At 65.4% G+C, this 13,055-nt stretch carries 24 protein-coding genes and 1 pseudogene; all 25 read right to left on the bottom strand.

The annotated features are described in order from the left end of the window. Window positions 1-89 precede the first annotated feature (89 nt). Complete coding sequence (rpsK, locus tag OG975_RS28910; RefSeq protein ID WP_003956432.1) at window positions 90-494, bottom strand: 30S ribosomal protein S11; 405 nt, start codon at window positions 492-494, stop codon at window positions 90-92. 69 nt (window positions 495-563) lie between these two features. Further along, window positions 564-944, bottom strand: a complete 381-nt coding sequence (rpsM, locus tag OG975_RS28905) for a 30S ribosomal protein S13 (protein ID WP_266455950.1) — start codon at window positions 942-944, stop codon at window positions 564-566. A 210-nt stretch (window positions 945-1,154) separates the two neighbouring features. Further along, window positions 1,155-1,268 (bottom strand): 50S ribosomal protein L36, encoded by a 114-nt coding sequence (gene rpmJ, locus OG975_RS28900; RefSeq protein WP_003998809.1) that lies wholly within the window; start codon window positions 1,266-1,268, stop codon window positions 1,155-1,157. Window positions 1,269-1,338: 70 nt separating this feature from the next. After that, window positions 1,339-1,560 (bottom strand): translation initiation factor IF-1, encoded by a 222-nt coding sequence (gene infA / locus OG975_RS28895; protein WP_003948620.1) that lies wholly within the window; start codon window positions 1,558-1,560, stop codon window positions 1,339-1,341. A gap of 141 nt (window positions 1,561-1,701) precedes the next feature. Continuing rightward, window positions 1,702-1,866, bottom strand: a pseudogene (locus tag OG975_RS28890) (type I methionyl aminopeptidase); the annotation flags it as partial. Window positions 1,867-1,964: 98 nt separating this feature from the next. Continuing rightward, complete coding sequence (gene map / locus OG975_RS28885) at window positions 1,965-2,801, bottom strand: type I methionyl aminopeptidase (protein ID WP_327431006.1); 837 nt, start codon at window positions 2,799-2,801, stop codon at window positions 1,965-1,967. 351 nt (window positions 2,802-3,152) lie between these two features. After that, on the bottom strand, window positions 3,153-3,809 hold the full coding sequence (locus OG975_RS28880) for an adenylate kinase (protein ID WP_406332294.1): 657 nt from the start codon (window positions 3,807-3,809) through the stop codon (window positions 3,153-3,155). Beyond that, on the bottom strand, window positions 3,809-5,125 hold the full coding sequence (gene secY, locus OG975_RS28875) for a preprotein translocase subunit SecY (protein WP_406332292.1): 1,317 nt from the start codon (window positions 5,123-5,125) through the stop codon (window positions 3,809-3,811). The genes OG975_RS28880 and secY overlap by 1 nt, the downstream gene beginning before the upstream one ends. 241 nt (window positions 5,126-5,366) lie before the next feature. Next, entirely contained in the window at window positions 5,367-5,822 is a 456-nt protein-coding gene (gene rplO, locus OG975_RS28870; protein WP_266519687.1) for a 50S ribosomal protein L15, read from the bottom strand. Between the two features lie 2 nt (window positions 5,823-5,824). Then, the gene (gene rpmD, locus OG975_RS28865; protein WP_030788246.1) at window positions 5,825-6,007 is read right to left on the bottom strand and encodes a 50S ribosomal protein L30; all 183 of its coding nucleotides are present in this window, start codon (window positions 6,005-6,007) and stop codon (window positions 5,825-5,827) included. 2 nt (window positions 6,008-6,009) lie between these two features. Next, on the bottom strand, window positions 6,010-6,612 hold the full coding sequence (rpsE, locus tag OG975_RS28860; RefSeq protein WP_055513610.1) for a 30S ribosomal protein S5: 603 nt from the start codon (window positions 6,610-6,612) through the stop codon (window positions 6,010-6,012). 40 nt (window positions 6,613-6,652) lie between these two features. Further along, on the bottom strand, window positions 6,653-7,036 hold the full coding sequence (gene rplR / locus OG975_RS28855; RefSeq protein WP_327431003.1) for a 50S ribosomal protein L18: 384 nt from the start codon (window positions 7,034-7,036) through the stop codon (window positions 6,653-6,655). A gap of 3 nt (window positions 7,037-7,039) precedes the next feature. Beyond that, window positions 7,040-7,579 (bottom strand): 50S ribosomal protein L6, encoded by a 540-nt coding sequence (gene rplF / locus OG975_RS28850; RefSeq protein ID WP_327431002.1) that lies wholly within the window; start codon window positions 7,577-7,579, stop codon window positions 7,040-7,042. A 21-nt stretch (window positions 7,580-7,600) separates the two neighbouring features. After that, window positions 7,601-7,999, bottom strand: a complete 399-nt coding sequence (gene rpsH / locus OG975_RS28845) for a 30S ribosomal protein S8 (RefSeq protein ID WP_190037509.1) — start codon at window positions 7,997-7,999, stop codon at window positions 7,601-7,603. Window positions 8,000-8,211: 212 nt separating this feature from the next. Beyond that, complete coding sequence (locus OG975_RS28840) at window positions 8,212-8,397, bottom strand: type Z 30S ribosomal protein S14 (protein ID WP_003948630.1); 186 nt, start codon at window positions 8,395-8,397, stop codon at window positions 8,212-8,214. 5 nt (window positions 8,398-8,402) lie between these two features. Beyond that, complete coding sequence (gene rplE, locus OG975_RS28835) at window positions 8,403-8,960, bottom strand: 50S ribosomal protein L5 (RefSeq protein WP_067367099.1); 558 nt, start codon at window positions 8,958-8,960, stop codon at window positions 8,403-8,405. Continuing rightward, window positions 8,960-9,283: a 50S ribosomal protein L24 gene (gene rplX, locus OG975_RS28830; RefSeq protein ID WP_327431001.1), complete on the bottom strand. Its 324-nt coding sequence runs from the start codon at window positions 9,281-9,283 to the stop codon at window positions 8,960-8,962. The genes rplE and rplX overlap by 1 nt, the downstream gene beginning before the upstream one ends. 2 nt (window positions 9,284-9,285) lie before the next feature. Then, on the bottom strand, window positions 9,286-9,654 hold the full coding sequence (gene rplN / locus OG975_RS28825; RefSeq protein WP_003992364.1) for a 50S ribosomal protein L14: 369 nt from the start codon (window positions 9,652-9,654) through the stop codon (window positions 9,286-9,288). 99 nt (window positions 9,655-9,753) lie between these two features. Further along, on the bottom strand, window positions 9,754-10,038 hold the full coding sequence (gene rpsQ / locus OG975_RS28820; RefSeq protein ID WP_327431000.1) for a 30S ribosomal protein S17: 285 nt from the start codon (window positions 10,036-10,038) through the stop codon (window positions 9,754-9,756). After that, window positions 10,038-10,262, bottom strand: coding sequence for a 50S ribosomal protein L29 (gene rpmC, locus OG975_RS28815; protein WP_003998824.1), 225 nt, complete (start codon window positions 10,260-10,262; stop codon window positions 10,038-10,040). The genes rpsQ and rpmC overlap by 1 nt, the downstream gene beginning before the upstream one ends. Continuing rightward, entirely contained in the window at window positions 10,262-10,681 is a 420-nt protein-coding gene (rplP, locus tag OG975_RS28810) for a 50S ribosomal protein L16 (RefSeq protein ID WP_004927269.1), read from the bottom strand. Before rplP ends, rpmC begins: the two co-directional genes overlap by 1 nt. Window positions 10,682-10,686: 5 nt before the next feature. Continuing rightward, the gene (rpsC, locus tag OG975_RS28805) at window positions 10,687-11,520 is read right to left on the bottom strand and encodes a 30S ribosomal protein S3 (protein WP_330306716.1); all 834 of its coding nucleotides are present in this window, start codon (window positions 11,518-11,520) and stop codon (window positions 10,687-10,689) included. After that, window positions 11,520-11,867, bottom strand: a complete 348-nt coding sequence (gene rplV, locus OG975_RS28800) for a 50S ribosomal protein L22 (RefSeq protein WP_006604878.1) — start codon at window positions 11,865-11,867, stop codon at window positions 11,520-11,522. Before rplV ends, rpsC begins: the two co-directional genes overlap by 1 nt. Window positions 11,868-11,909: 42 nt before the next feature. After that, complete coding sequence (gene rpsS, locus OG975_RS28795; RefSeq protein WP_075028518.1) at window positions 11,910-12,191, bottom strand: 30S ribosomal protein S19; 282 nt, start codon at window positions 12,189-12,191, stop codon at window positions 11,910-11,912. A 12-nt stretch (window positions 12,192-12,203) separates the two neighbouring features. Then, window positions 12,204-13,040 carry a 50S ribosomal protein L2 gene (gene rplB / locus OG975_RS28790; protein WP_006376052.1) on the bottom strand — a complete coding sequence of 279 codons (837 nt, stop codon included), beginning with the start codon at window positions 13,038-13,040 and terminating at the stop codon, window positions 12,204-12,206. Between the last annotated feature and the right edge of the window lie 15 nt (window positions 13,041-13,055).

Below are 13,055 nucleotides of genomic sequence, written 5' to 3'. Positions count from 1 at the left end.
CCTTGAGTACTGCAAGGGTACGGGCGATACGGCCCCTTTGCGGAGCCGTACCGCCCGAAAACCTCAAACCACCAGCCGGCGGCCGTGCGTCAGACGCGGCGGCGCTTGGGCGGACGGCAGCCGTTGTGCGGCGTGGGGGTGACGTCCTGGATCGAACCGACCTCGAGGCCCGTGGCCTGGAGGGAGCGGATCGCGGTCTCACGGCCGGAGCCGGGACCCTTGACGAAGACGTCAACCTTGCGCATGCCGTGCTCCTGCGCGCGGCGGGCGGCCGACTCGGCGGCCATCTGCGCGGCGAAGGGGGTGGACTTGCGCGAGCCCTTGAAGCCGACGTGGCCGGCGGAGGCCCAGGAGATCACGTTGCCCGAGGGGTCCGTGATCGAGACGATCGTGTTGTTGAACGTGCTCTTGATGTGCGCGTGCCCGTGAGCGACGTTCTTCTTTTCCTTGCGGCGCACCTTCTTGGCAGCGCCCTGACGACCCTTGGGGGGCATCTATTACTCCTACGGGGAGGTGGTCGGTCCTACAGCGAAGACCGCTGGTGAAGCGTTGTCCGCTGAGGACTACTTCTTGCCCGGCTTCTTCTTACCGGCGATGGCGCGACGCGGGCCCTTGCGGGTACGAGCGTTCGTGCTGGTGCGCTGACCGTGGACGGGCAGACCACGACGGTGGCGCAGACCCTGGTAGCAGCCGATCTCAACCTTGCGGCGGATGTCGGCCTGAACCTCGCGACGGAGGTCACCCTCGGTCTTGAAGTTGGCGTCCACGTACTCGCGGATCCGGACCAGCTCCTCCTCGGAGAGGTCACGAACGCGGGTGTCGGGGTTGACGCCGGTCTCGGCCAGCGTCTTCTGCGAGAGGGTCCGGCCGATGCCGAACACGTAGGTGAGGGCGACCTCCACACGCTTTTCACGCGGGATGTCAACACCGGAAACGCGTGCCATTCAATGGCTCCAGTTGTCGTTCGGAGGTCTTCCGCAGAACCGAATCCCGCCCGCCGTCGTCTCCCCTTCGGAAGATTCGGTACGAACCGGGTCCCCGGCCTCCGACCGGGGGTGTCAGGCCTGATGAGAATCAGCCCTGGATTCTGCGTATGAACATGTACTGCTTGCGTCGCGCGAAGTATCTGCGGGTGCAGAAGGTGCGGTCGTGCGTCAGCCCTGGCGCTGCTTGTGGCGCGGGTTTTCGCAAATGACCATGACCCGGCCGTGACGGCGGATCACCCTGCACTTGTCGCAGATCTTCTTGACGCTCGGCTTGACCTTCATTAGGTGAGGTTCTCCGGGTCAGTGCCACCCCCCGTGCCCCGGAACCGGGAACACGGAGTAAAGGCAAGATCTACTTGTACCGGTAGACGATCCGGCCACGCGTCAGGTCGTACGGAGACAGCTCCACCACGACCCGGTCGTCAGGGAGGATGCGGATGTAGTGCATACGCATCTTGCCGCTGATGTGTGCCAGAACCTGGTGGCCGTTCTGGAGCTCAACCTTGAACATGGCGTTCGGAAGAGACTCGACGACAGTGCCCTCGATCTCGATGGCACCTTGCTTCTTGGCCACGCTTCGCCCTTCGAATCGACTACCTTGATCGACTTCGCACGAGTGCATGCAGACATGCGGGTGCACGAGAGCCGACGAGTCAGTCTACGTCAGGGCCCTCGGAAAGACGAATCGAGAAAGAATGCCCTGCTATGGAGATCATTAAGCCAGCGGGTCCGGCGCAGCGGTGATCCCGTACTCGGCGAGCTTGGCCTTGCCACCATCGGGAGCGGTCAGAACCAGCGGGCCCTCCGCCGTCAGGGCAACCGAGTGCTCCCAGTGCGAGGACCAGGTGCCGTCGGTCGTGATGACCGTCCAGTCGACCGATCCCCGACGCCCCTCTCGCGGGCTCGGCGCCAGAGGCGCCTCACAAGCTTCGAGCGGCTGCGCCGGCCTCCGACCGGCGGTCGCGGCGAGGGCCGTCTTCACGCGAGCGGATCCGGGGCGGCAGTGATCCCGTACTCCGCCAGCTTGGCCTTGCCGCCATCAGGCGCCGTCAGAACCAGCGGGCCCTCCGCCGTCAGGGCAACCGAGTGCTCCCAGTGCGAGGACCAGGTGCCGTCGGTCGTGATGACCGTCCAGTCGTCCTCAAGCACATCGGTCTTCGGGGTGCCCAGGGACACCATCGGCTCGATGGCGAGGCAGAAGCCGGGGACCAGCTTCGGGCCCTTGCCCCGCTTGCGCTCGACGTAGTTCAGGAGATGCGGGTCCATGTGCATCTCGGTGCCGATGCCGTGGCCGCCGTAGTCCTCGATGATCCCGTACTTGCCGCCACCGGGCTTCGGCTGGCGGCGGATGTACGTCTCGATGGCGCGGGAGACGTCGACCAGGCGGTTGCCGAGCTTCATGGCCGCGATGCCGGCCCACATCGACTCCTCGGTCACCCGGGAGAGCTCGATCAGCTCCGGAGCGTGACCGGAGCCCACGAACGCGGTGTAAGCGGCATCACCGTGCCAGCCGTCCACGATCGCGCCGGCGTCGATGGAGATGATGTCGCCGTCCTTCAGAACGGTCTTCTCGTCCGGGATGCCATGGACGACGACCTCGTTGGCCGACGTGCAGATGGTGGCGGGGAACCCGCCGTACCCCAAGAAGTTCGACTTCGCCCCGTGCTCGGCGAGCACCTTCCGGGCGACCTCGTCCAGATCCTTCGTCGTCGCCCCCGGCACGGCCGCCTCACGCGTCGCCGCGTGGATGGCAGCGACGACCAGCCCCGCCTCGCGCATTTTGGCGATCTGCTCGGGGGTCTTGATCTGCACCATGTCGGCTGCGGCCTTTCTGGACCGGAGAGTACGGACGACATCAACGATACGGGTGACAGCACCGGCTCCGCGGCCCGGCCGCCTACAACAGAAGCGCAGGGACGACAGCCACCACGCACAGGCAGCCGCTGACGGCGCCAAGGGGCCGGGGCGGGGGTGTCCGCCCGCAGCGGCTGGCGCGTCAACGCCGAGCTCTTGAAACCCCACCGATTCCGCGCCAGACCGAGGACGGATACCCCCCGCCCCGGCCCCGACCCACACGAACCGGGAGCGACACCCACCCCACACCTCGGCCGCGGCACCCACCAGGGGTACCGCGGCCGAAGGAACGTACAACCTGCGTCAGACCGCCTACGCGGCCTGGCGGGACAGCGCCTCCATCGCGCGCGCCGTGACCTCTTCCACCTTGCCGAGCGCCAGGATCGTGACCACCAGGCCCTGGGCCTTGTAGTAGTCGATGATCGGCTCGGTCTGCGTGTGGTAGACCTCAAGACGCGTGCGGACGGTGTCCTCGGAGTCGTCGTCCCGCTGGTACAGCTCGCCGCCGCAGACGTCGCAGACGCCTTCGGTCTTGGCCGGCTTGTACGTCACGTGGAAGACGTGCGCCGAGTCGTTGCGGCAGATGCGGCGGCCGGCGATACGCCTGACCACCTCGTCCTCGGGGACCTCCAGGTCCAGAACCCCGTCCAGCTTCATGCCCTCGGCACTGAGCATCTCGTCCAGCGCCTCGGCCTGCGAGACGTTGCGCGGGAAGCCGTCGAGCAGGAAGCCGTGCTCCGCGTCGGGCTGCTCCATGCGGTCCTTGGCCATCGCGATGGTGACCTCGTCCGGCACCAGCTCGCCCTTGTCCATGTAGGACTTCGCCAGTTTGCCGAGTTCCGTCTGCTGGCTGATGTTGGCGCGGAAGAGGTCGCCCGTGGAGATGTGCGGGATCGACAGGTTCTTGGCGAGGAACGCGGCCTGCGTTCCCTTGCCGGCACCGGGCGGCCCGACGAGGACGATTCGCATCAGCGGAGGAACCCTTCGTAATTGCGCTGCTGAAGCTGGCTCTCGATCTGCTTCACCGTCTCCAGACCGACACCCACGATGATCAGGATGCTGGTACCACCGAACGGGAAGTTCTGGCTTGCCCCGAAGCCAACCAACGCCATCGTCGGTACGAGAGCGATCAGACCCAGATACAGCGAACCCGGCCAGGTGATCCGGTTGAGTACGTAGCTGAGGTACTCAGCGGTCGGTCGGCCAGCCCGGATACCCGGGATGAAGCCACCATACTTCTTCATGTTGTCGGCGACTTCCTCGGGGTTGAAGGAGATCGCCACATAGAAGAACGCGAAGAACACGATCAGCAAAAAGTACAAGCTGAGGTAAATCGGGTGGTTGCTCTTGGTCAGATTCTGCTCAACCCAGGTTTTCCAACCGGAAGTGTCCTTGGAGAACTGAGCGATCAGCGCCGGGATGTAGAGCAGCGACGACGCGAAGATGACGGGAATCACACCCGCCTGATTCACCTTCAATGGGATGTAGGTGGACGTACCGCCGTAGGACCGACGGCCGATCATGCGCTTCGCGTACTGGACGGGAATGCGGCGCTGAGCCTGCTCGACGAAGACCACCAGGCCGACCATGACGAACCCGACGGCGATGGTCGCGCCGAACTCGATCCAGCCGCCGGCCAGCGAACCCTGCTCCTTGATGGCCCACAGCGCGGACGGGAACGTCGCGGCGATCGAGATGAACATCAGGATCGACATGCCGTTGCCGATGCCGCGGTCGGTGATGAGCTCGCCGAGCCACATGACGACACACGTACCGGCGGTCATGGTGACGACCATGACGACGGTCTGGAAGATCGACTGGTCGGGGACGATCTGGTTGCCCACGGGGCAGCTGCTGAAGAGCGCGCCGCTGCGCGCGGTCGCGACCAGGCCGGTGCCCTGGAGGATGGCCAGCGCCACCGTCAGATAACGCGTGTACTGCGTGATCTTCGCGGTGCCTGCCTGGCCCTCCTTCTTGAGGGCTTCGAGGCGCGGGATCACCACGGTCAGCAGCTGCAGAATGATGCTCGCCGTGATGTACGGCATGATGCCGAGCGCGAAGATCGTGATCTGCAGCAGCGCGCCACCACTGAACATGTTGACCAGACCGAACAGACCCTGGTTGCCCTTCGACGCCGCGTCGATACAGGTCTGGACGTTCTTGTAGGCCACGCCAGGGATCGGGATGTGGGTACCGACCCGGTAGACCACGATGATGGCGAGCGTGAAGAGCAGCTTCTTGCGCAGGTCGGGCGTCCTGAACGCCCGGGCGAACGCGGTGAGCACGGTGCCTCCTGCGACCCCCGCGCTACTGCGTCAGAGGTGACGGTCTTGAGGTTCGACGGATAAGGGACAGCTAACCAACAGTCAAAGGCCGCCAGGAGTTCCCTTGGGTCACCCTGGACGAAAATTTGCAGTGCAGGCCACCTTACCGGCGACACTGCCCCCCTTGGAACGACCAACCGGGGATGCCCCTTTTGTGGGGCATCCCCGGTCGGGATCGCTCATGTCATCGAGACGTCTGAAATCAGACGAGCTCGGTGACGGTACCGCCGGCGGCGGTGATCTTCTCCTTGGCGGAGCCGGAGACGGCGTCGACCGTCACCTGCAGCGCCACGGAGATCTCGCCCTGGCCGAGGACCTTGACGAGGCTGTTCTTGCGAACGGCGCCCTTGGCGACCAGGCCCTCAACGGTGACCTCGCCACCCTCGGGGTACAGCGAGGCGAGCTTGTCCAGGTTCACGACCTGGAACTCGACCTTGAAGGGGTTCTTGAAGCCCTTGAGCTTCGGGAGACGCATGTGGAGGGGCATCTGGCCACCCTCGAAGCGCTCCGGAACCTGGTAACGAGCCTTCGTGCCCTTGGTACCACGACCGGCCGTCTTACCCTTCGACGCCTCACCGCGACCCACACGGGTCTTCGCGGTCTTGGCGCCCGGGGCGGGACGGAGGTTGTGGATCTTGAGCGGGTTGTTCTCCGCCATGATCAGTCGACCTCCTCAACCGTCACGAGGTGGCGGACGGTGTGCACCATTCCGCGGAACTCGGGGCGGTCCTCCTTGACGACCACGTCGTTCAGGCGCTTGAGCCCGAGCGAACGCAGGGTGTCGCGGTGGTTCTGCTTGCTGCCGATGTACGACTTCGTCTGCGTGATCTTGAGCTGAGCCATGATTACGCACCCGCTCCCGCACGCGCACGCAGCAGAGCCGCGGGGGCGACGTCCTCGAGGGGCAGACCACGGCGAGCCGCGATCTCCTCGGGACGCTGCAGGCCCTTGAGGGCCGCCACGGTCGCGTGCACGATGTTGATCGCGTTGGACGAGCCGAGCGACTTCGACAGGATGTCGTGAACGCCGGCGCACTCGAGCACCGCACGCACCGGGCCACCGGCGATAACGCCGGTACCGGGGGAAGCAGGCTTGAGCAGGACGACGCCCGCGGCCTTCTCGCCCGTGATCGGGTGCGGGATGGTGCCCTGGATACGGGGGACCTTGAAGAAGTGCTTCTTGGCCTCTTCAACACCCTTGGCGATCGCGGCCGGCACCTCCTTGGCCTTGCCGTAACCGACACCCACGGTGCCGTCACCATCGCCCACCACGACCAGCGCGGTGAAGCTGAAGCGACGACCACCCTTTACAACCTTGGCGACGCGGTTGATCGCGACAACGCGCTCAACATACGCGGTCTTCTCGGCAGCAGCGCCGCCGTCACGGCCCTTCCGGTCCCGCCGCTCGCCGCCACCGGCACCGCTTCCACGGCGCTGGGGTCCAGCCATTGGATTACCTCTCTCTGTTTCCGCTAGCTACGGAAGCGGCTCAGAACTTGAGTCCGGCTTCGCGGGCGGCGTCCGCCAGGGCGGCGATGCGCCCGGCGTACTGGTTGCCACCACGGTCGAATACGACAGCCTCGACACCGGCGGCCTTGGCGCGCTCGGCGACCAGGGCGCCGACCGACTTGGCCTGCGCGGACTTGTCGCCCTCGCTACCGCGGACCGTCGTGTCCAGGGTCGACGCCGACGCCAGGGTGTGACCCTTAACGTCGTCGATGACCTGGGCCACGATGTGACGGTTCGAGCGCGTCACGACCAGGCGCGGACGCTCAGCCGTACCCGAGATGTGCTTACGGATCCGGATGTGACGACGCTTGATGGCAGCACGCTTGTAAGCGTCGCCCTTAGCAATCTTGACACCGTATGCCATGGCTTACTTACCCGCCTTTCCGACCTTGCGGCGGATGACTTCGCCTTCGTACTTGACGCCCTTGGCCTTGTACGGGTCGGGCTTGCGCAGCTTGCGGATGTTGGCCGCAACCTCTCCGACCTTCTGCTTGTCGATGCCCTCGACCGAGAACCGCGTCGGGTTCTCGACCTTGAAGGAGATCCCCTCGGGGGCCTCGACAGTGATCGAGTGGCTGTAGCCGAGCGAGAACTCCAGGTTGGAGCCCTTCGCCAGGACGCGGTAACCGACACCGCTGATCTCGAGCTTCTTCACGTAACCCTGGGTCACGCCGGTGATCATGTTCGCCACCAGCGTGCGGGACAGGCCGTGCAGGGCCTTGTTCTGACGCTCGTCGTTCGGGCGGGTGACGTTCAGAACGCCGTCCTCACCCTTGGCGACCTCGATCGGCGCCGCGACGGTGTGGGAGAGGGTGCCCTTGGGGCCCTTCACCGAGACCGTACGGCCGTCGATGGTGACGTCCACGCCGGCGGGAACCGTGATGGGGAGCTTGCCAATACGCGACATAGCTTCTTCCGTTCCCTTCCGCTACCAGACGTAGGCGAGAACTTCTCCGCCTACGCCCTTCTTGCCGGCCTGCTTGTCGGTGAGGAGACCGTGCGACGTGGAGATGATCGCCACGCCGAGGCCGCCCAGCACCTTGGGCAGGGAGGTGGACTTCGCGTAAACCCGGAGACCGGGCTTGGAGATCCGCTTGATGCCCGCGATGGAGCGCTCACGGTTCGGGCCGAACTTCAGCTCGAGGACGAGGTTCTTGCCGACCTCGGCGTCCTCGACCTTCCAGCCCGTGATGAAGCCCTCCTGCTGGAGGATCTCCGCGATGTGCGACTTGATCTTGCTGTGCGGCATTCCCACGGTGTCGTGGTACGCCGAGTTCGCGTTACGCAGACGCGTAAGCATGTCTGCGATCGGATCAGTCATGGTCATGAATTGGCCTTCGGCCTCTCTCGCCGGGGTTTCCTGTATGCGCCATCCCTCTCCCCACTCAGTGGCGGGACGGGTGCGGTGCGGGGACCTACGGCGTAGTAAGTCGATTGGGGCGGCAGGCGCCCAACCCTCCTAGCCTAAGCCATGGAGAGCAGGGCACCTGACCGAACCCTTTGCTTACCGAGAGCCCTGGAATCCCTGAAAAGCGGGGACTACCAGGAGCTCTTGGTCACGCCCGGCAGCTCGCCACGGTGAGCCATCTCACGAAGGCAGACGCGGCACAGGCCGAACTTGCGGTACACGGAGTGCGGACGGCCGCAGCGCTGGCAGCGCGTGTAGCCACGAACGCCGAACTTGGGCTTACGAGCAGCCTTGGCAATCAGAGCCTTCTTCGCCATCTCGCTTACGCCTCCTTGAAGGGGAAGCCGAGGTGACGGAGAAGGGCGCGGCCCTCAGCGTCGTTGGTCGCCGTGGTCACCACGGTGATGTCCATGCCCCGGGTACGGTCGATCTTGTCCTGGTCGATCTCGTGGAACATGACCTGCTCCGTGAGACCGAAGGTGTAGTTGCCACGGCCGTCGAACTGCTTGGGGGACAGACCACGGAAGTCGCGGATGCGCGGCAGCGCGAGCGACAGGGTGCGGTCCAGGAACTCCCACATGCGGTCGCCACGGAGCGTGACGTGGGCACCGATCGGCTGACCCTCACGCAGCTTGAACTGCGCGATGGACTTGCGGGCCTTGGTGACGGCCGGCTTCTGACCGGTGATCGTGGTCAGGTCACGGACGGCACCGTCCATGAGCTTCGAGTCACGGGCGGCGTCTCCGACACCCATGTTGACCACGATCTTGACGAGACCGGGAACCTGCATGACGTTCTCGTACGAGAACTCCTCAAGCAGCTTGCCCGCGATCTCCTCGCGGTACTTCGTCTTGAGACGCGGAGTGGTGGTGGTAGCCATCAGATGTCCTCACCCGTCCGCTTGGCAACGCGGATCTTGTTGCCCTCGTCGTCGAAGCGGTAACCGACACGCGTGACGACCTTGTTGCCGTCCTTCTCCACGACGAGCTGAACGTTGCTCACGTGAATCGGGGCCTCGGTCGTGACGATGCCACCGGCCTGCGAACCCTTGGCGGTCGGGCCGGCCTTGGTGTGCTTCTTGACCCGGTTGACACCCTCGACCAGGACGCGCTCGTCGCGCGGGTAAGCGGCAATGACCTTGCCCTGCTTGCCCTTGTCCTTGCCGGTGATGACCTGAACCGTGTCACCCTTCTTGATCTTCATGCTTACAGCACCTCCGGCGCGAGCGAGATGATCTTCATGAACTTCTTCTCGCGCAGCTCACGGCCGACAGGGCCGAAGATACGGGTGCCACGAGGGTCGCCGTCGTTCTTGAGAATGACAGCGGCGTTCTCGTCGAAGCGGATGTACGAGCCGTCCGGACGGCGGCGCTCCTTGACGGTGCGAACGATGACCGCCTTGATGACGTCACCCTTCTTCACATTGCCGCCGGGGATCGCGTCCTTGACGGTGGCGACGATGACGTCACCGATGCCCGCGTAGCGGCGACCGGAGCCACCGAGCACACGGATGCAAAGGATTTCCTTCGCACCAGTGTTGTCGGCGACACGCAGTCGCGACTCCTGCTGGATCACGTCTATCTCCTGATTGTCTGCCGGTTCCCGGGGCGGGGTGCCTTACGGCGCCCCGCCCCGAGCCTGGCGGAACGAACCTGAGGGATACCCCTCAGGTAATTACTTGGCCTTCTCGAGGATCTCGACGATGCGCCAGCGCTTCGTCGAGGACAGCGGACGCGTCTCCATGAGGAGGACGCGGTCGCCGACGCCGGCGGCGTTCTGCTCGTCGTGGGCCTTGAGCTTGCTGGTACGGCGGATGACCTTGCCGTACAGCGCGTGCTTCACGCGGTCCTCGACGGCGACGACGACGGTCTTGTCCATCTTGTCGCTGACGACGAGACCCTCACGGGTCTTGCGGAAGCCACGGGCCTCAGCGGTCTCAGTCACGTTGCTCTCACTCATCAGGCGCTCTCCACCGTTTCGATGCCCAGCTCGCGCTCACGCATCAGGGTGTAGATCCGCGCGATGTCCTTGCGGACGGCCTTGAGCCGACCGTGGTTCTCGAGCTGACCGGTCGCCGCCTGGAAGCGGAGGTTGAACAGCTCTTCCTTGGCTTCGCGGAGCTTCGCAAGAAGCTCCTCGTCACCCAGTTCGCGCAGCTCGGACGCCTTGGTACCGGCCGACATCACGCTTCACCTGCCTCGCGCTTGACGATCCGGCACTTCATCGGCAGCTTGTGGGCTGCGCGAGTGAGGGCCTCACGGGCGATCTTCTCGTTGGGGTAGGACAGTTCGAACATGACCCGGCCCGGGTGCACGTTCGCGATCCACCACTCGGGAGAACCCTTACCGGAACCCATGCGGGTCTCGGCAGGCTTCTTCGTGAGCGGGCGGTCCGGGTAGATGTTGATCCAGACCTTGCCGCCACGCTTGATGTGGCGGGTCATCGCGATACGCGCGGCCTCGATCTGGCGGTTCGTCACGTACGCCGGCGTGAGGGCCTGAATGCCGTACTCGCCGAACGCAACCGTCGTACCGCCCTTGGCCTGACCACGGCGCTTCGGGTGGTGCTGCTTGCGGTGCTTGACCCTACGGGGGATCAGCATGTCGGTCAGGCCTCCGTTCCGGTGCTCTCAGCCGGAGCGGCAGCCGCCGGAGCCTCGGCCTTGGGGGCCTCGGCAGCGGGAGCCTGCTGCGGCTTGCGACCGCGACCGCCACGCTCGCCACCGCGGCCACCACGGCCGGCCGGGCGGTCAGCGCCGCCACGGGCCGGGCGGTTGCCGGCGCGGGCAGCGGCGTTCTCGGCGCGGACCTCGGCGATGTTCTTGACGTCGCCCTTGTAGATCCAGACCTTCACACCGATACGGCCGAAGGTCGTCTTGGCCTCGAAGAAGCCGTAGTCGACGTTCGCACGGAGCGTGTGCAGGGGCACACGACCCTCGCGGTAGAACTCCGAGCGGGACATCTCGGCGCCGCCGAGACGGCCACCACACTGGATCTTGATGCCCTTGGCGCCGGCCTTCATCGTGCCCTGCATGCTCTTACGCATGGCGCGACGGAAGGAGACGCGGGAGGACAGCTGCTCGGCAACGGCCTGAGCAACCAGCTGAGCGTCGGTCTCGGGGTTCTTGACCTCGAGGATGTTCAGCTGGACCTGCTTGCCCGTGAGCTTCTCGAGGTCACCGCGGATGCGGTCGGCCTCGGCGCCACGGCGGCCGATGACGATGCCGGGACGCGCGGTGTGGATGTCCACCCGCACGCGGTCACGGGTGCGCTCGATCTCAACCTTCGAGATGCCGGCGCGCTCCATGCCGGACGTCATCATCCGACGGATGGCGACGTCTTCCTTGACGTAGTCCTTGTACAGCTTGTCGGCGTACCAACGGGACTTGAAGTCCGTGGTGATGCCGAGCCGGAACCCATGCGGGTTAACCTTCTGGCCCATTACCGGGTTCCTTCCTTGCTGCTGACGACCACGGTGATGTGGCTGGTCCGCTTGCGGATCCGGTAGGCACGGCCCTGGGCGCGCGGACGGAACCGCTTCAGGGTCGGACCCTCGTCGACGTACGCCTCAGAGATGACGAGGCTGCCGGCGTCGGTGTGGTCGTAGTTGTGCGCGGCGTTGGCGATGGCGCTGTCAAGCACCTTGCCAACGGGCACGCTCGCGGCCTGCGGGGCGAAACGCAGGACCGCCTGAGCCTCCGTGGCATCCATGCCACGGATAAGGTCCACCACGCGGCGGGCCTTCATGGGCGTAACGCGGATGTACCGCGCCTGGGCCCTGGCTTCCATGGTTGTCCTTCCAGTGTCTGTCATGGTCGATTCCACCCCGCGTTAGCGGCGCTTCGACTTCCGGTCGTCCTTGACGTGACCCCGGAAGGTGCGCGTCGGCGAGAACTCGCCGAGCTTGTGGCCGACCATCGACTCGGTGACAAACACCGGGATGTGGATCTTGCCGTTGTGCACCGCGATCGTGTGACCGAGCATGGCCGGGATGATCATCGAGCGACGGGACCAGGTCTTGATGACGTTCTTGGTACCGGCTTCGTTCTGTACGTCCACCTTCTTTACGAGGTGTCCGTCGACGAAGGGTCCCTTCTTGAGACTGCGCGGCATCTAAACCCGCTCCTAGCGCTTCTTGTTCGTCTTGCGGCGGCGGACGATGTACTTGTTCGAAGCCTTCTTCGGCGAACGAGTACGACCCTCCTTCTGACCCCACGGGGAGACCGGGTGGCGACCACCGGAGGTCTTGCCCTCACCACCACCGTGCGGGTGGTCAACCGGGTTCATCGCCACACCGCGGACGGTCGGGCGAACGCCCAGCCAGCGCTTGCGGCCGGCCTTACCCCAGTTGATGTTGCTCTGCTCGGCGTTGCCGACCTCGCCGACCGTGGCGCGGCAGCGCTGGTCGACCAGGCGGATCTCACCGGAGGGCATGCGGAGGTGGGCCATGGTGCCCTCCTTCGCGAGCAGCTGCACCGAGGCACCGGCGGAGCGGGCGAACTTGGCGCCGCCACCGGGACGGATCTCGATCGCGTGGATCGTGGTACCGACCGGGATGTTGCGGAGCGCCAGGTTGTTGCCCGGCTTGATGTCGGCCCCAGGACCGTTCTCGACGCGGTCACCCTGCGACAGGTTGCGGGGGGCGAGGATGTAGCGCTTCTCGCCGTCCGCGTAGTGCAGCAGCGCGATGCGCGCGGTGCGGTTGGGGTCGTACTCGATGTGCGCGACCTTCGCCGGCACGCCGTCCTTGTCGTGACGACGGAAGTCGATCACTCGGTAGGCGCGCTTGTGGCCACCACCCTGGTGGCGCACGGTCACACGACCGGAATTGTTACGGCCGCCCTTGCTGTGCAGCGGGCGAACCAGCGACTTCTCCGGCGTGGACCGCGTGACCTCGACGAAGTCGGCGACGCTGGAGCCACGACGGCCCGGCGTAGTCGGCTTGTACTTGCGGATTCCCATTTCTCAGTCCTCGTC

This window comes from Streptomyces sp. NBC_00203 (assembly GCF_045206325.1).
GTDB classification, from domain to species: Bacteria; Actinomycetota; Actinomycetes; order Streptomycetales; family Streptomycetaceae; genus Streptomyces; species Streptomyces lutosisoli.
The sequence above is the reverse complement of the archived record's forward strand: the minus strand, read 5'-3'. Positions and strand labels throughout refer to the sequence as shown.